The organism is Streptomyces lycii (assembly GCF_009735685.1).
Lineage (GTDB): Bacteria > Actinomycetota > Actinomycetes > Streptomycetales > Streptomycetaceae > Streptomyces > Streptomyces lycii.
The window spans coordinates 57,143-73,246 of the sequence record NZ_WHPN01000254.1; the positions used below are offsets into that span (position 1 = coordinate 57,143).

Here is a 16,104-nt window from a genome sequence, read left to right on the forward strand (position 1 = left end):
GCGGGGCCGGGCTCGACAGCCGTACCGGCGAGGGTCAGCTGCCGCTGCGGGTCCGGCGGCGCAGCACCAGCGCGCCGCCCGCGGCGATCAGCAGCCCCGCGGCCGCGGCCGGGATGCCGATGGAGGCCCCCGTCTCGGCGAGGTCCCCGCCGCCGTCGGGGGCGGGGGCGTTGCCCGTACCGGACGGCGCGGGCTCCCCGGAGGACTCCCCGGACGGCTGCTCCGACGGCTCCCCCGTGGGCTCCCGGGACGGCTCGCCGCTCGGCTCACCGCCCGGTTCACCGCCGGGCTCTTCGCCGGAGTCCTCGCACTCGCTCCAGAAGACCTTGTGCTTGGCCTTCCCGTGCTCTCCGTCGAAGTTCCAGACCAGCTTGTAGTGCCCGTCCGGCAGCGACAGGTCATCGCTGCGGCCGTGCCCCTCTCCGTCGAGTGTGAGGGCACCGCTCTCCGCCTCGGTGCCCTTCGTGCCGGTGGGCGGCATCTCGACGATCTTCCAGTCCACCTGCTGCCCGCCGTCGAAGCCGAACGCGTCCAGATAGAAGACGCAGACGTGCGGCTCGTTCTTGCGGAGTTCCTCGCCGGTCCCGGCGTCGTGAATCTTCACGGTCCCGTTGTCGCCGGGAGGAGTCGCGTACGCGGCCGGGGCGAGCAGCAGCGAAACCGCTGCCGCCGCCGTGACCGTGCACGCAGACGTGAGTGTGCGCATGGGCATAACCAACTTCTCGAATGCGGAAGGAGGGAGGTGGCGGCTCAGCTTCCAGCCACCGTCAAGGGCAGGTCAAGCCATCCGGTGACCGGATAAGGCGCTTCGGTCCCACATGCCCCATTGGTGTCCGATAACGATCCGGCCAACGAACGTTTCGGAGAGTCACGAAGCCCCGGTCCGCCCGGCTGTCCGGAGGGTCCGCCACCGCCCGGGATTCACGGATTCACGGATTCCCGGGGCCCGCGCCGCGGATCCGGGGTCCGCTCATCGGGGGACAGGGCGTCCCTGGTGGGCCGCCGCCGGAGCGGCCGATCCTGGGGACACCGGATCGACCGCGCCGGCTCAGGGACTCCTCCACCGGCACCCGGCCGGCCCCGCCGCCGCGTTCGGGCCGTGAACGGCGCTCCGCTCCGGAAGACACCTCGTCGTTCCGCACGCCGCACCCGCTCCGACAACCGATGGAGAACCGCCATGCCCGATACCGATGTACCGACCTACTCGATGGCGGAGCGCGACCGCCGGTGGGAACGCGCCCGCCGGTTGATGGCCCGTGAGGGGCTCGACGCGCTTCTCGTGTTCGGTGAGCACGAGGACGCCGGACCGGCGCCGGTCTCCTACGACACCTGGTTCACCAACGGACGCCCCGGGACCACCGTGATCTTCGCGAGGGACCGCGAACCGATCTCCCTGTTCCCGATGGAGCTGTTCATGATGGACCACTTGGAGTCCTCCGGCAGGGGCGACACCATGTGGATCCCTCCGGAGAACGTCCGCATGACCCGCGACTCGCGTGCCGTCGTCGGGACGATCACCGAACTCGGCCTCACGAGCGGGACCATCGGTGTCGTCGGCCTGGAGCCCTATCCGCCGTGGTATCCGGAAGGCATCGTGCCGCATGGTCTGTGGAACAACGTCCTGGCCCAACTCCCGGGGGCGGAGTTCAAACCGGCCGCACCGGCGTTCCTTCAGATGATCATGGCGATGAGCCGGGAGGAGATCGCCGTCGTCCGGCACGCGGCCGGCATCGGTGACGAGATGGTCCGCGCGATGGTGGACACCGCCCGGCCCGGGGTCCCGGAGAGCGAGGTGTACGCCGCCGCCATGTCCGCCGCGCACACCCGCGGAACGATCGTCCCGGGCATGCACTTCTGGTCGGGGCCGGAGCCGCTGGCCTCCGGGCCGCCGCCGTGGGCGTACCGGCCACAGGCTCCCCGGGTTCTGCGGGACCACGACATCATCTCCGCCGAGGTCTTCAGCCACTTCGGCGGCCGGCACACCCAGCACCAGGTCACGATCGCGCTCGGCGAGGTGCCCGAGGACCTGGCACGCGCGGCGGACATCGCCCGCGCGGCCTACGACGCGGGGCTCCGGGCGCTGCGTCCGGGACGGACGTTCGGCGAAGTCGTCGAGGAGATGCGCGAACCGGCGGCGGCAGCGGGCGGGTGGGTCTTCGGTCCGGCGGTCCACGGGCTCAACCCCATGATCGGCCTGTCCGGCTTCCCCGGCGACATCGGCCGCCGGCCCGGAGCCGAGGCCTACCCTTCGGTCCCCGACAAGGCCACCATGCTCGCCGGCATGCGGCTCGAACCGGGAATGAGCTTCGCCTTCGAGCCCAACTACGCGATCGGGCGCCACCTGGCCCACATCGGCGGCACGGTGATCGTGGGCGAGGACGAGCCCGTCGAACTCAACCCGTACACCGCGCGGATCCTGCGACCGGGCTCACCGCACACGCCCCGGGACTGAACGGCCCGCCGGGCACCGCCGTTCCGCGACCGGCCGCCGAGGGACGGGGCCGCGGGGCCGGCCGCGGCCCCGCGGCGAGCCGCCCGCCGGTCTCCGTCGGCGGTGTGCCGCACATGCGGCACCTCTCACCTCCGGACCCTCCCGGACCTGCCCCTCACCGCTCCCGCCGGGGCGTACGCGAAGCCTCGTCACGGAACGCACCGGCTTCCGGAGATTGCCGGGATCCGGCATCACGGTGCTCCGCGCAGCCCCCTTAGCCTCCCAGCGAGGATCGGCGGAGCACATGACCGGGGGGCGAGAGATGCCGGGCAATGACGGTGGGAACGGACTGTTCCATGTCGTATGGGGACTCTGGGCGACCGGGTTCGGCTGGATTGTCGCCGCGAACTTCCGGGGAGCGGCTGATCGCTTCTACGTCTTGTCCCAGCGATCGGTGCCGCTCGGCGGAAACGGCGTGCCACGGGTGGGAGTGGGCTTCTTCCGCGTCCTGGCCGGTGTCTTCGCGCTGGTCGGTCCCGTCGTGCTGGCCGTGGGCGTGCTCGGCCTGTCCCGCGGGGAGCTGAGTGGCAGCCGTTTCCCGCAGCCACCGGCCGTGTTCGCAGTTGCGGCCGGTCTGGCGGCGGCCTTCGGGCTGTGGACGTTGTGGAGACGTTCAGGTGTGTTGCGCCGCGAGTGGAACCAGGGCTCCGGTCCGCGGCGTGCCGCCGTCGTCGTCCTCACGCTTGCCGTGCTCTCGTTTCCCGTCGGGCTGTCGGCCGGCCACCGGGTGGCCGCGCTCGCAAGCTGGCTGATCGGCGGGTTCACGGGACTGACCCTGCTGCTGGGCGACGGGCGGGGCACACCCCGGGCAGACAGGCCGGGTCGCGGTGGGGCTGCCGGTCAGTAGCGGATGTGTTTGCCGCCGTCGACGATCAGGGTCTCCCCCGTCACCATGTCCATCGACAGCAGCCCCCGTACGGCCTGCGCGACGTGCTCCGGGCCGGCCGTGGCGCGCAGTGGTACGGATTCCCGCTCGGCCCGTGCGCGCTCGGCGAAGCCGTCCTCGCCGTGCAGGCCGGTCTGCCAGCGGGTGGTGACGGTGCCGGGCGCGACGGCGTTCACCCGGACCTCGGGGGCGAGCGCGGCCGCGAGATTCCTGGTGAGCTGGAGCATGGCCGCCTTGCTGACCCCGTAGGCGATCGAGGAGCCGCCGGCGCGGTAGCCGGAGATCGAGGCGATGTTGACCACTGCGCCGCGTGCCGCGCGCAGATCGGGAGCGAAGGCGCGGGCGCAGCGGAAGGCGCCGACCACGTTGACGTCGAGCAGTTCCCGCCAGTCGGCGTCGGTCAGTCCCTCCAGGTCCGGTTCGGGTACGGCACGGGTGGTGCCCGCGTTGTTGACCAGGATGTCGACCCGCCCGAACCGGTCCCGGGCCGCCGCGGCCAGCGCCCGTACCTCGCCGTCGTCGGCGACGTCGGCCCTCCGGGCCAGGGCAGGCACGCCGAGCGCCTCGACCGCCCGGACCAGCGTGCCGGCGTCCTCGGCCGACCTGGTGTAGCTGACGACGATGCCCGCCGCCCCGGCGCGGGCGAGGGCCAGGGAGGTGGCGCGGCCGATGCCGGTGCCTCCGCCCGTGATCACGGCGACGCGTCCCTGCGGCTCCATCGCGCCCTCACCGCCCCCGGGCCGCGGACAGCTCGGCGTCGGCGATGTCGATGTCCCGGCCCTCGCGCGAGTACAGGAACGCCACCAGGGAGATCATGGCGGTGAACGCCAGGAAGACGGCGATCAGCCAGGGCGAGCCGCCGCCGACGCCGAGCAGGTAGGTGGCGATGAACGGGGAGAAGCCGCCGATGGCCGCGCCGGTCTCCCGGGACGCGGCGAAGCCGGTGTAGCGCACCCGGGCGCCGAACAGCTCGGCGTAGAAGGCGGGCTGAACGGCGATCATGGGCGCGAGGCCCAGTCCGGTCATGACGATCAGCGCCAGCCAGATCACCACGGGCACCTCGGTCTGCATCAGCAGGAACAGCGGATACGCGAACAGGGCGGTGAAGACGACGCTGAAGATGTTCAGCGGGCGGCGCCCCACCCGGTCGGAGAGCGCGCCGTAGACCGGTTGCAGGGCGATGACGACGAGCCCGAAACCGATGACGCCGGTGAGAGCCACCCAACGCTCCATGCCCAGCTCTCCCGTCACATAGGACACCGAGAAGGTCGCGCAGATGTAGACGAGCGAGGTGTCGCAGACATGCGCGCCGATCCCGACGAGGAAGTTCCGCGGGTAGCGCACGAGTGCCTCGCGGACCGGCAGCCGTACGACGCTCCGCCCCTCCCGCATCCGCAGGAAGACCGGGGACTCCGCCACGCGCAGCCGGACGTACAGGGACACCGCGATGAGTACGAAGCTGAACAGGAACGGGATCCGCCAGCCCCACGCCTCCATCTCCCTGTCCGGCAGCAGTTCCACGAACAGGAACGCCACCGTGCCCATGACGAGGCCGATCTGCACGCCCATCTGCGCGAAGGAGGCGAAGAAGCCGCGGCGGGCGGGCGGCGCGTGCTCGCAGAGCAGGGTGGAGGCGCCGCCGAACTCGGCGCCCGCGCCCAGCCCCTGGCAGACCCGCATCAGCACCAGCAGCAGCGGCGCGGCGATGCCGATGGAGTCGTACGTCGGCAGCAGCCCGATGATGCCGGTGGACAGGCCCATGATCAGTGTCGTCAGGATCAGGGTGACGCGCCGGCCGAACTTGTCGCCGATCGAGCCGAAGAGGAAGCCGCCGAGGGGACGGAAGAGGAATCCGACGCCGAAGGTCGCGAAGCCGATGAGCGCTCCGGTCGTGGGGTCTTCCTGGACGAAGAAGTGGTCGTTGAAGACCAGCGCGACGGCGGTGCCGTAGATGAAGTAGTCGTACCACTCCAGGGCGGTGCCGACGACGGACGCCGAGATGACGCGCCGGAGTTCGCGGTCGCGGGGGGCTTCGCGGGGGGATCGGGCGGTGTCCGCCGCCGGGGTCGTCTGGGGGCCGGTGATCCTGTCCTCGGCCATCGGTGCCTCCTTCAGGAGCCGTTCAGATCGTTCAGCTCGCGCCATGTCGCGTGCGGGAGCGGAATGCCGTGGGCGCGGCGCCGGGCGCGGGTGCGCTCCTCCGGCTCGCCCGGGACCAGCACCTCGTGGCCGTCCCCGGCGGGCCGCGTGCGGGCGAGTTCGGCGCAGAAGCTCTCGGTCTGCTCGCGGAACTCCGCCGCCGGCACGAAGGCGTCGACGCGGATGCCGATCAGGACGGTGCCGAAGTGGCCGCCGTATCCCGGCAGGCAGGAGATCCCCGCGCGGCTGAGCAGACCGCCGGTGATCTCGATGACGACGCTCAGCGCGTATCCCTTGTGGCCGCCGAACGGCAGCAGCGCGCCGCCGCGGTAGAAGTCCTCGGGTGCCGTGGAGGGCGCCCCGGCCGGGTCGAGCAGCAGGCCGGGGGCCACGGGAAGGCCGGCGGCCCTGGCGACGTTCAGCTTGCCCTCGGCCACGGCGGCGGTGGCCCAGTCCATGACCACCGGCGGCCGCCCCTCGGCGCGCGGCAGGGCCCAGGACATGGGGTTGGTGCCCAGCCGGCGCTCCCGGCCCCCGTACGGAGCCACGGTGGGGTCGGCGTTGGAGACCGCGAGCGCGACCAGTCCGCGTTCGGCCAGCTCCGCGGTGTACTCGCCGAGTCTGCCGACGTGGTTGCAGTCGCGGATCGTCACCACGCCCACGGCGAACTCCTCGCAGAGCGAGGCCAGTTCCCCGGTCGCGCAGCGTGCGGCGAGCTGGCCGAAGGCACGCTGGCCGTCCACGACGGCCGTGGCACCGGTGCGCGAACGCACCTCGCCGCTCCTCGCCGGGTCGATGATCCCGTCCCGCACCGCGGCCAGATAGCCCGGCAGCCGGCGCACGCCGTGGGAGCTGTGCCCGGTGAGATCGGCCTCGACCAGCGACCGGGCGATGCACAGGGCCGGCGCGGGGCTCGTCCCCGCCGCCCGCAGCAACGACGCGGCCAGCTCGGTGAGTTCCTCCTCGCCGACGTACCGGTGTCCGTCACCGGTGTCCTCGCGGTCGCCCTGCCCGGTGCCCTTGACGGCCTCCGTCACAGCTGTCGTCACCACCCTCGCGTTCCGTCACACGGAATACCGTTCCGCAATCCATGTGGCAGTGATGGTGCCACGGGACAGGAGCGACGTGAAGCCCGTCACACGGGATTACTCGTCAGCGGTCACGGGAAGGCCACCGCGCTCTCGACGTACCGGCCCGCCGGTACGTCAGGCCCGGAACGCGCTCCGGACACGGCTCTGTCCTCGTATAGCTACGGCGAACGGACATGTAGCGCGGTGTGATTGCCCTGGCCCTCGTTTCTCCTGGCTGGGCCTCTCGTTGAGCTGAATGAGTGATCTCGGTCTGGGTGGAGGGGCGGGGTGCGGCAGGACTGGGAGCCGGAGGACCTGATCGAGGTCTGGACGCTGCCGGAAGACGACATGAATCGGGTGCGGAGCGGGTGCGGCGGCTGGAGCTGCCCGCGGCCCTGTTCGCGGACGTGTCGGAGAAGCTGGTCGACGCCTGGCGGGCGCGGGCGTCGAAGGAGTACCCGGCGAACCTGGAGCGGATGAAGCCTCCAAGGCGCCCGACGCTGCCGGCCACGCTGTGCCATGTCCGGCAGACGGAGATCACCGATGCGCTGGTGGACCTGTTCATCCCTCGTGCTGAAGATCAACACACGTGCGGAACGGAAGGTCGACAAGGAGCTGGGGGCGGAGCTGGAGAAGGCCCGCGGCAAGGAGGCGATGCTGCTGCGGGTCGCGGAGGCGGCTTTGTCGGAGCCGTCGGGCACGGTGCAGCGGGTGATCTTCCCGGTGGCCGGCGGGGAAAAGACGCTCACGCCGAGTTCGACACCGGCTTCATCGGCGAGTTCACCTCGGTCGCCACCAGAGAGGACCTGTCCGAGGAGGTGCTGCGGCGCCGGCTGCTGCTGGTGCTGTTCGGTCTGGTCACCAACATGGGCATCAAGCGCGTCGCGGTGACCGGCAAGCACGGCGAGTCCGAGGCGACGCTGCGCCGGGTCTGCGCCTGGGCACCGCCGAGGCCGAGCAGGTCCTGCACCGCTTCACCCGCGGCGGACCGAAGCACCCCACCTACCAGGCGGTCGAGGAACCCGGGCGGGCGGTGCGTACGGCGTTCGTCTGCGACTACCTCGCCGACGCCGAGCTGCGGCGCGAGATCCACGAGGGCTTGCAGGTGGTGGAGAAACTGGAACAGCGTGAACAAGGACCTTTCCCACGGCAAGGACGGCGACCGCACCGGCTCGGACGAGGAGTCCCAGGAGGTGTCCGTGCTGACCCTGCACCTGCTCCAGTCCGCCCTCGTGCACGCCAACACGCTGCTGATGCAGCAGGTCCTCGCCGATGAGAAGTGCGCCGGCATGCTCACCGGGCCGACCGGCGGGCCCTGTCACCGCTGTTCCGGACCCACGTGAATCCCTACGGCCGGTTCGAGCCGGACATGAACTCCCATCTCGGCCTCGCCGGGCCAGTGGCCATGGTGCCCAGCCCTCGCACCGCGCCCGAGACGGAGGCAGCCCGGCCCGGCCGCGGCGTTGCCGCCCGACGGACCTCATCGCGTTCAGCTGGCTTGCCTGCCGTAGGCGTCCTTGCGGGGCAGGGGGCCGATGTCGGCGTGGCGGCCGGGGCGGAGGGCGGCGTGGCGTTGCCCGGGGCCGGGTCCGGTGCTCCGTTGGGCGAGGGCGTCGGCGATGGCGCCGGTGGCGAAGGCGTAGACGGCCTTGTGCAGCACGTCGATGACGAGTTCCTTGCGGGGCCAGGTGGGCGGCGGGGCGCCGACGCCGGTGGCGTTTTCGAGGATCTGGTCGTTGGTGAGGCGCACGACGGTGAATTTCGCCGAGGCGACCGGTCCGCGCAGGCCGGCCTGGGCCATGACCGAGCGCAGCACGCCCAGGAGGGCGGCCTGGCCGAAGTGCATGGCCCAGTTCACCGGCAGAGGCTGTTTGCCGAGGTGTTCGGGCAGGCCGGTCAGGCGCTGCAGGACCCGGGCGGGTACGTGGGAGCCGGGCCGTTTGGTGATGGCCTGTTCGAGTTTCTCGCCGAGGGTCATCACGACGCCTCCGGCGGTGCCGGCGATCAGTCCCTGCCACAGTGCACGCTTGATCATGCCGTTGCGGGTACCCGCTGCCCGGCGTCCTGACCCGTGCCGCCCGGCTGCTCACCCGGATGCGGTGATCGGCGCGCTCGCATCCGGTGGGAGGGGTAGGCGTACGGGGCAGCAGACGTGTCCGTGTCAGGAAGGCAGACTCATGAGCACACCGGTCCACCCGCCCACGGCCCCTGAAGCGCGGCCCGAGCCGCGCCGGTCGATGGTGGTGTGCGGGGTGATCGGGATCGCGGTGATGGCCGCGGTCGACGAGATCGTCTTCCACCAGATCCTGGACTGGCACCACTTCTACGACCGCTCCACCCTCAGCGTGGGGCTGCTGTCGGACGGGCTGCTGCACACCGCCGAGCTGCTGGCCCTGGTCGCGGGGTTCTTCCTCTTCGCCGATCTGCGGCGCCGCCGCGCCCTGGCCCCGCCCCACGGCTGGGCCGGGTTCTTCCTGGGCCTGGGGATCTTCCAGTTGTTCGACGGCATCGTGGACCACAAGCTGCTGCGCCTGCACCAGATCCGCTACGGCGTGGACATCACCCCCTATGACTGGGCGTGGAATCTCGCCGGCCTGGTGCTGCTGCTGATCGGCACAGGTCAGGCCGTCCGCGCGGCCCGCCGCAGCCGGGCTGCGGCGGCGTCGTGATCCTCGCGCACGTCCACTCCGGCCCGGACACGGGTGCCGGCCTGGCCGGGCTGGTCACTGCGGCGGCCGCGTTACTGGCGGCCGTCGTCTATGGGGCGGCCGCATCCCGTTTGCGGCGCCGTGGGGATGCCTGGCCACGGCGGCGCGACGCATCATTCGCCGCCGGCAGCGGGAGTCTGGCCTGGGTGGCGGTGGGTTCGCTGCCGGGCGGTGCGTTCACCGCCCACATGGCCCAGCACCTGATCGTGGGCATGGCGGCGCCGCTGCTGTTCGTCCTCGCCCGCCCCTTGACGCTGGCCCTGCGCGCCCTGGCCCCCGGGACCGCGCGGCGGCTGCTGGTGGCGCTGGCCCACTCCCGCCCGGCGGGCTGGCTCGTCTTCCCGCCTTTGGCGGCCCTGCTGGATATCGGGGGGCTGTGGCTGCTGTACCGCAGTGGCCTGTTCGCCGCCATGCAGCACCACGCGTGGCTGCACGCGGTGGTCCATCTGCACGTTCTGGCGGCCGGCCTGCTGTTCACCTTTGCCGTCTGCCAGGTCGATGCGGTACGCCGACGCTGGAGCCTGACCGTGCGCGGGATGACCCTGCTGGCGGCCGGGGCCGCGCACGCCGTGCTCGCCAAGGCCCTGTACGCGGCCGGGCCACCCGGCACCGAAGTTGCCGCCGCCGACCTGCATACCGGTGCCCAGGTCATGTACTACGGCGGTGACCTGGTCGAAGTCGGGCTCGCTGTCGTTTTGGCCGCCTCCTGGTACCGGACCACCGGCCGCGTGAGGGCCGTGCGCGACCGGGCGCGGGCGCGGCGGCGGCCCTGGGCGGCCGGCGTGCCGGCCGCCCCTGACGCTCGCGGTGGGATTCCGGCGCCGGTCGGCACCGCATGTGCTGCGCCTGCCCGGCGGGAGAGCTTGGCGGGGCAGGCGCGGCAGCCGGAAGGGGTCAGGTGGCGGCCAGGGCGCTGAGTGCGGCGTCGAGCCGGGTGGTGGCTTCGTCGGCGACGGGCTTGAGGGAGACGGTAGGTGCATGCACCTGCTGCGCGACGGACGGATGCGTGCCCGGCCCGCCACGCTCTGCGTGCCCGAAGACACACAGCAGCGCCACCACGGCCACAAGCAGAGCCGGCACACCACGAAAACCGGCATGTGCCGGCCTGCGCGCCGCTGCTCGCGTCATCGTCACTCCTGCATCCGCTTGGAGACACGGCCACCCCAGACACCCGCTCGGGCCCATATCCCTTGCCCGGGCAATGCAGAGACTTCCCCGCCATCCCCCTGGCCACCGTGCCGACGTCTGAGATGCAGGCCGCCGTCGCCACCAGCCCGCCGGTCAACCCGGCGGACTCCCCGCCATCGTGCTGCTGGCCGTAGCCACCTTCATGCTGATCGTCGCCCCCGCCCGAGAAGCCGGGCGGACGATGGGGTGGCGCATTCCACGGGTCGGGCCGGAGAAAGGAACAGCGAGCAACAAAAAGTCCCCGCGACACCCACAACCGCACCGCCGACCAGACCAAGGCCCGCCCGTACGAGCTGACCGTCATCGACGTGGACCCCCGGCGAATGCGCCTCCGGCCACCCACTCGGCCACCTCGACACCCTCAGCCGCTGACGAACACCGGCCCGCGGAGTGATGAGCCGGTCTACGACTCAAGGCGAGCAGGAGGCGTAACCCCGCTCTCGAAACTCTCACAAACGGTCCTTTGCCGGAGCAGGATCGACAAGGGGACGCCGAACCCCCGTCGATCCCGGATCGATTCTCAGAACCCGTTCTCACTCAAAAGCGGGACAGCGCCCTTTCTGAGACTTGCATTGTGCGGAAACCCGGGCCCATGACGGGCCCTCAGCAGCCTTCCCCAGCCGACCGGTCGGACGCGAACGACGTCGGACAGCACGCCTGTCCGAAGTGCGACGCACAGCCCGGCTCACCCTGCCGCTCGCGCGGCGGCGCGGTCGCCTCCGCCTGCCACACCCGCCGCTTCACCCAGCTGCCCCGCCTGAAGAAGGCGCTGCGGGTGCCCACCCCGGCCGACCGCGGACCGGCCGTGGCGACCGGGCACCCCGCCGCCGGCGCCGATCAACCCGGACCTGCCGAGCGCGGACATTCGCATCGGCTACGCCCGCTGCTCGGCCCTCGGGCAGGAACTCGACTCCCAGCTCGACGCGCTGAGCAAGCACGGCATCCCGGGGGACAAGAACTTCAGCGAGAAGATTCAGCACCCGGGTGCGGGTCCGCCCGACGTGCGAGGAGGCGCTGAGGACGGCGCGGGAGACCAAGGCGCACGCCCCGCACTGCCGGGTCATCTTCACCGTGTACGAGATGAAGCGGCTCGGCCGCGACGCCGCCGAACTCACCGCGCTCGCCGGCCACCTCACCGCCACGGCCTGGTCCTGGAGATGCTCGCCGGGCCCCTGCCCGGCGTCTACGACCCCACCGGCCCCGGCAAGCTGCTGTTCGCATTCTTCGCGGCGATGGCGGAGACCGAGCGGGAGAACATCCGCGAATCCACGCTGGAAGGGCTCGACACCGCGGCCCGCAGGGGCAAGCACGGCGGTCGGCCGCGCGTCATCACCGACGGCATGCTCCACACCGTGCTCCGGCGCCGCGCGGGCGGCGAGTCCGTCGAGCAGATCCAGCCCGAGCTGATCATTCCCACCGGCAAGCGCAAGGGCCAGAACCCGTCCGTCGCGAGCATCTACCGCGCGCTCGCCGAGCACGCCAAGCACGAGGCGTACCCCGAAGCCGTCGAGCAGGCCCACACCGACTTCGCGGCCCTGAGCAGTGGAGAGGTTCCCCAGCCCCGCACTGAAGCGGAGGCCCTGGCCTCACGTTGAGCTACTTGTCTCCTCGCCGTGGCTGTACGAGAACAGGGCCGACACCGGCCGGGAACAGGGACCCCGCCAGGTCAGCGGCACCGGTCCGACGGCCACCGCCGCGACCGCCGACGGCCCGGCCACCGCCACGGCCCGGCCGACGGGACCGCCGACGGGACCGGCCCGGCCGCCCGTCGCGGCCCGTTCAGCCCGCGAGCCGGCTCAGATCGCTGTGCCGGGGAGCGGCCCCGAGCATGAGCGAGGTCCTCCGGGCCGCGTCCGCGACCGCCCGGCCGCAGTCGGGAACGGCGGCGGCGTCCGCCGGGTGACTGAGCGTCGCCGCGCTGATCCCGCCGATCACCTGGCCGGTGTGGTCGAAGACGGGGGCGCCGACGGCAATGACGCCCTCCTCGTTCTCCTCGTGGTCCTCGGCATAGCCGCGCGTGCGGACGGCGCCCAGTTCGGCGATCAGTTCGTCCGGGCTGATGTGCGTGCGGGCGGTGCGCGGGGGCATGCCCGTACGGGCCAGCAGCGCGCGGACCGCTTCCTCCGGCAGACAGGCGAGCATGGACTTGCCCACGGAAGTGGAGTGCAGGGCCAGGCTCATCCCGACCCGCGAGGCCAGGTGGTAGGGCCGGTCTCCCTCGACCTTCGCCGCGTAGACGGCCTCGTCCCCGGCCAGCAGGGCGAAGTGCACCGTCCACTTCGTCTCTTTCTGCAGCTCGTCGAGGGCGGGGCGCAGCTGGTTCGGCAGGTCGATGGCCGGCTGGTGCCGGCGGACCAGGGTGAGGATGCGCGCGCCGCCCACATAGCTGCCGTGGTCGACCTGGCGGGCGAAACCGCGCTGCACCAGGGTCTGCAGAATGCGGTGGACGGTGGGCTTGGGCAGCCCGGTCGCCTTTGCCAGATCCGCGACACCGTGGTGCTCGGCCAGGGCCTCGAGTACATCGAGTGTCTTGTCGGCGGCGGTACGCCGAGGCTCGCCGGTCATGGCCGCCAGTCTACGTCGCGGCCCCGCGGACGCCGTCCGATGCCCCGTCCGGCGGTCCCGGGCCGGGCGGTCCCGCCCGGGTGAGCGGTCGCCGGAACGGAAACGGTTCCTTGCCGTGCGCACCGGCAGGGTGAACCATGCACCCAGGAGTTCGACGCATACATGACACGCGCATCGCACCACGCATGCCCCGCCGCCACGACACGGGCCAACGGAGGACGTCATGAGCAGCAGACGAACGAGACGAACCAGCAGACCGGTCCGGTGCGCACGCGCGATCGCTGTCGCCTGCTGCCTGCCGGCCGCCGCCCTGTCGGCCGCACCGGACGCCGCGGCCCGGCAGTCCGGCCCCGCCGAGGTGACCGGTTCACAGCTCGCGGCCGCCGGCGCGGCCGTGCTGAGGGCGGACGTCGCGGGAACGGCCTGGCACGCCGACGCCGCGAGGGGCCGGCTGGTGGTGACCGCGGACCGCACCGTCGGCGCCGGTGACCTCGCCCGGATCGCGGAGGCGGTGAAGGCCCCGGCCGGTGTGCTGGAGATCCGCCGCACGGCCGGCCGGCTGACCGAACGCGTGGCCGGCGGTGACGTCATCGTCGGGCCGGGCGGGGTGCGCTGCACCGTGGGCTTCAACGTGGAGGACTCCAGCGGCGCCAGATACGCCCTCACCGCGGGCCACTGCACGGCGACCCCCGGCACCTGGTCCATCGGACCGGTGGCCGGCAGCAGCTTCCCGGGTGACGACTTCGGCCTTGTCGAATACGCCGACCCGAGCACGGCGGAGGGCGGCGTCCGGGGACCCGGCGGGACTCTGGTCGACATCTCCGCAGCCAGGAGCCCCTCCGTCGGCGAGCGCGTGTGCGGCACGGGCGGCGTCACCGGAGCGCGCTGCGGCACCGTGACCGCTCTGAACGCCACGGTCAACTACGGGTCCGGGAACATCGTGTACGGCCTCGTCCGGACGAACCTGTGCACGCAGCCCGGTGACAGCGGTGGCCCGCTGTACTCCGGCCGGTTCGCCCTGGGACTCGCCTCGGGCGGCAGCGGCAACTGCGCCTCGGGCGGCACCAGTTACTTCCAGCCCGTCGTCGAGGCGCTGAACGCCTACGGCGTCAGCGTCTTCTAGGCGGCGCTTCCCGGCGCCGCTTCCCCCGACCGCCGCCGTCCGGCACCGCTTCCCCCGATCACCGCCGTCCGGCACCGCTTCCCGGCATCGCTTTCCGGACCGCTTCCGGCACCGCTTCCGGCACCGCTTCCGGACAGGGTTCTCGCCGGCACGTCCCCGCGGCACGTTCCCCGCCCCCGGCCGTCTGCGCGCACCGGCCGGCACCGGTCCGCACCGGCCCCTGGGTACCAGCCGTTCAAGCCGGGGCGGAGCCGTGCGGGCCCGGTCCGGCGGGCCGCGGGGGCCTGTTCCCGGCTTCACCCGGCTTCACGCGGCCCGAGGGGTTCAGGGACCGGCAGACCCGGCCCGGCACAGTGCACGTCCGCCGCCGGCAGAGACCCGTCGACGAGGTAACCGGCGACCGTCCCGTCCACGCACGGGTTGCCCCGGCTGGCGAAGACCCCGTGCGAGTAGTCGTCGTGCAGGGTGACGAGACGAGACCCGGGGAGCCTGCCGGCCAGTTGCCGCGCGCCCTCGATCGGGGTGACGGCGTCGTGTTCGGACGCGACCAGCAGGGCGGGCGGGGCCTCCGGGCCGCCGAGCGGGGTCCGGCCGGCGGGCCGGTGGTGCCAGTAGGCGCAGACGGAGGCCTCCATCCCGGTCAGCACGGGCTGCGGGTCGAGTCGCCGCGTGCGCCGGATGTCGGCCACGACACGGGAGGGGGCGGGGCCGGGCCCGTCGGCGCATTTCACCGTGCGGTTGGCGGCCTCGTACGTACGTGAGGCGGCGCTGTCGAACGGAGTCTCCGGGCGGAGCGGGGCCGGGTCGCCGTCGCGCAGATACGCGCGGATGCCGTCCGCGAGGCCGGCCCAGCGCTCGGTCCGGCCCAGGGCCCGGTAGACGGCACGGTCGAACTCCGCCGGGCCGAAGCCGTCCACGGGACGGGCGGCGAGCCCGTCCCGTGCGCGCCGGTAGGCGTCGCGCACCCGGCCGGCGTCGCGGCCGAGGCCGAAGCGTTCCCCGTGCCGGGCGGCCAAGCCGAAGAACACCTCGCGCCCGCGCAGCAGCGCCCGGCTCTGCCGCAGGTCGAAGTCGTACCAGTCCCACGGACCGACCACGCTGTCGAGCACCATGCGCCCGACGCGCTGCGGGAACAGGGCGGCGTAGGCGGCACCGAGATAGCTGCCGTACGAGACGCCGAGAAAGCCGATCCGCTCCTCGCCGAGGGCGGAGCGGATGGCGTCCATGTCGTGGGCGGTCCCGGCGGTCGACAGCTGCGGCAGGGCGTCGCCGGCACCGGAGGCGCAGTCGTCCGCCATGCGGCGGAGCGAGCCGAGATACGCCCGCTCCGCCGCGGGGCCCACGGGTACGGGGTCGGCGGCCGGGGCGTCGAAGAGCCCGCCCATCGGGCCGCAGTCGGCCGGGGCGCTGAGCCCGGTGCCACGCGGGTCGAAGCCGATGACGTCGTAGGCGCGACGGACCCGCTCCGGGAGTTTCGCCCGTTTCGTCACGGCGTACGACAGCCCGGGGCCGCCGGGGCCCCCGGGGTTCACGAGGAGGACGCCGCGGCGTTCACCGGGGGTGCCGGAGGCCGGGACCCGTGAGACGGCGATCCGTATGCGCGGGCCGTCCGGTCTCTCCCGGTCGAGCGGGACGCCGAGTTGCCCGCATTCGACGCGGTCGGGCGCCGCCGGGGCCGGCACGGACTCCGGGCAGGCGCCGAAACGGAGCCGGGTGCCGTCGTGGGCGCCGGCCGGAGCGGCCGGGGCCAGTACGGCGGTCAGGGCGGCGAGGGCGCACAGAGCGCTCAGCGGGCGGGTGGCGGGAGGCACGTGGTCTCACATCCGGAGAAGCGACACAACATCAGATGACAATGAAAACGATTATCGGTTAGTGTCACCGGGGTCAAGCCGGCGTCTGCCCGAAGAGCCGTCGGCGGGACAGCAACTCAGTCC

Annotated in this window: 16 protein-coding genes and 1 pseudogene; 9 read left to right on the plus strand and 8 right to left on the minus strand. The window is 72.6% G+C overall.

Annotation, left to right across the window (positions count from 1 at the left end):
- Positions 1-34: 34 nt before the first annotated feature.
- On the minus strand, positions 35-706 hold the full coding sequence (locus GCU69_RS11010; protein WP_156205800.1) for an LPXTG cell wall anchor domain-containing protein: 672 nt from the start codon (positions 704-706) through the stop codon (positions 35-37).
- Positions 707-1,177: 471 nt separating this feature from the next.
- On the opposite strand from GCU69_RS11010, the gene GCU69_RS11015 reads away from it, so the two are divergent.
- Together GCU69_RS11015 and GCU69_RS11020 are read left to right on the plus strand one after the other, a co-directional pair.
- Positions 1,178-2,452: a M24 family metallopeptidase gene (locus tag GCU69_RS11015; RefSeq protein WP_156205801.1), complete on the plus strand. Its 1,275-nt coding sequence runs from the start codon at positions 1,178-1,180 to the stop codon at positions 2,450-2,452.
- A 283-nt stretch (positions 2,453-2,735) separates the two neighbouring features.
- Complete coding sequence (locus GCU69_RS11020; protein ID WP_235978395.1) at positions 2,736-3,338, plus strand: hypothetical protein; 603 nt, start codon at positions 2,736-2,738, stop codon at positions 3,336-3,338.
- Here the strand turns inward: GCU69_RS11020 and GCU69_RS11025 are convergent.
- The 3 genes from GCU69_RS11025 to GCU69_RS11035 are packed head-to-tail and all read right to left on the minus strand — an operon-like array spanning position 3,332 to position 6,565.
- Positions 3,332-4,096 (minus strand): SDR family NAD(P)-dependent oxidoreductase, encoded by a 765-nt coding sequence (locus GCU69_RS11025; RefSeq protein WP_156205802.1) that lies wholly within the window; start codon positions 4,094-4,096, stop codon positions 3,332-3,334. The genes GCU69_RS11020 and GCU69_RS11025 overlap by 7 nt on opposite strands.
- Positions 4,097-4,103: 7 nt before the next feature.
- Complete coding sequence (locus tag GCU69_RS11030) at positions 4,104-5,477, minus strand: MFS transporter (protein ID WP_098750216.1); 1,374 nt, start codon at positions 5,475-5,477, stop codon at positions 4,104-4,106.
- An 11-nt stretch (positions 5,478-5,488) separates the two neighbouring features.
- Positions 5,489-6,565 carry an Ldh family oxidoreductase gene (locus GCU69_RS11035; RefSeq protein ID WP_170315822.1) on the minus strand — a complete coding sequence of 359 codons (1,077 nt, stop codon included), beginning with the start codon at positions 6,563-6,565 and terminating at the stop codon, positions 5,489-5,491.
- A 985-nt stretch (positions 6,566-7,550) separates the two neighbouring features.
- Between GCU69_RS11035 and GCU69_RS34345 the strand changes: the two are divergent.
- Positions 7,551-7,640: pseudogene (locus tag GCU69_RS34345) on the plus strand (hypothetical protein); the annotation flags it as partial.
- A 73-nt stretch (positions 7,641-7,713) separates the two neighbouring features.
- Positions 7,714-7,929: a transposase gene (locus GCU69_RS34350; RefSeq protein ID WP_257155583.1), complete on the plus strand. Its 216-nt coding sequence runs from the start codon at positions 7,714-7,716 to the stop codon at positions 7,927-7,929.
- A gap of 146 nt (positions 7,930-8,075) precedes the next feature.
- Here the strand turns inward: GCU69_RS34350 and GCU69_RS11045 are convergent, their stop codons facing one another.
- Positions 8,076-8,621 (minus strand): hypothetical protein, encoded by a 546-nt coding sequence (locus tag GCU69_RS11045; protein ID WP_098750243.1) that lies wholly within the window; start codon positions 8,619-8,621, stop codon positions 8,076-8,078.
- A gap of 142 nt (positions 8,622-8,763) precedes the next feature.
- Between GCU69_RS11045 and GCU69_RS11050 the strand changes: the two genes are divergently transcribed.
- Both GCU69_RS11050 and GCU69_RS11055 read left to right on the plus strand, forming a co-directional pair.
- On the plus strand, positions 8,764-9,255 hold the full coding sequence (locus GCU69_RS11050) for a DUF2243 domain-containing protein (protein WP_156205804.1): 492 nt from the start codon (positions 8,764-8,766) through the stop codon (positions 9,253-9,255).
- Positions 9,252-10,211 carry a cytochrome c oxidase assembly protein gene (locus tag GCU69_RS11055; RefSeq protein ID WP_156205805.1) on the plus strand — a complete coding sequence of 320 codons (960 nt, stop codon included), beginning with the start codon at positions 9,252-9,254 and terminating at the stop codon, positions 10,209-10,211. The genes GCU69_RS11050 and GCU69_RS11055 overlap by 4 nt, the downstream gene beginning before the upstream one ends.
- Here GCU69_RS11055 and GCU69_RS11060 read toward each other — a convergent pair.
- A complete protein-coding gene (locus tag GCU69_RS11060; RefSeq protein ID WP_156205806.1) occupies positions 10,189-10,422 on the minus strand; it encodes a hypothetical protein in 234 nt (77 codons plus the stop codon). The two genes, GCU69_RS11055 and GCU69_RS11060, sit on opposite strands and share 23 nt — an antisense overlap.
- A 652-nt stretch (positions 10,423-11,074) precedes the next feature.
- Here GCU69_RS11060 and GCU69_RS34930 point away from each other — a divergent pair.
- Both GCU69_RS34930 and GCU69_RS33590 read left to right on the plus strand, forming a co-directional pair.
- Positions 11,075-11,500, plus strand: coding sequence for a hypothetical protein (locus GCU69_RS34930; protein WP_456243372.1), 426 nt, complete (start codon positions 11,075-11,077; stop codon positions 11,498-11,500).
- Positions 11,501-11,639: 139 nt separating this feature from the next.
- Positions 11,640-12,077 (plus strand): recombinase family protein, encoded by a 438-nt coding sequence (locus tag GCU69_RS33590; protein ID WP_235978396.1) that lies wholly within the window; start codon positions 11,640-11,642, stop codon positions 12,075-12,077.
- A gap of 184 nt (positions 12,078-12,261) precedes the next feature.
- Here the strand turns inward: GCU69_RS33590 and GCU69_RS11070 are convergent, their stop codons facing one another.
- The gene (locus tag GCU69_RS11070) at positions 12,262-13,047 is read right to left on the minus strand and encodes an IclR family transcriptional regulator (RefSeq protein WP_170315823.1); all 786 of its coding nucleotides are present in this window, start codon (positions 13,045-13,047) and stop codon (positions 12,262-12,264) included.
- Between the two features lie 223 nt (positions 13,048-13,270).
- On the opposite strand from GCU69_RS11070, the gene GCU69_RS11075 reads away from it, so the two are divergent.
- Positions 13,271-14,170 carry a S1 family peptidase gene (locus GCU69_RS11075; RefSeq protein ID WP_156205808.1) on the plus strand — a complete coding sequence of 300 codons (900 nt, stop codon included), beginning with the start codon at positions 13,271-13,273 and terminating at the stop codon, positions 14,168-14,170.
- A 296-nt stretch (positions 14,171-14,466) separates the two neighbouring features.
- Here GCU69_RS11075 and GCU69_RS11080 read toward each other — a convergent pair whose 3' ends face one another.
- Positions 14,467-15,981 (minus strand): alpha/beta hydrolase, encoded by a 1,515-nt coding sequence (locus tag GCU69_RS11080; protein WP_156205809.1) that lies wholly within the window; start codon positions 15,979-15,981, stop codon positions 14,467-14,469.
- Between the last annotated feature and the right edge of the window lie 123 nt (positions 15,982-16,104).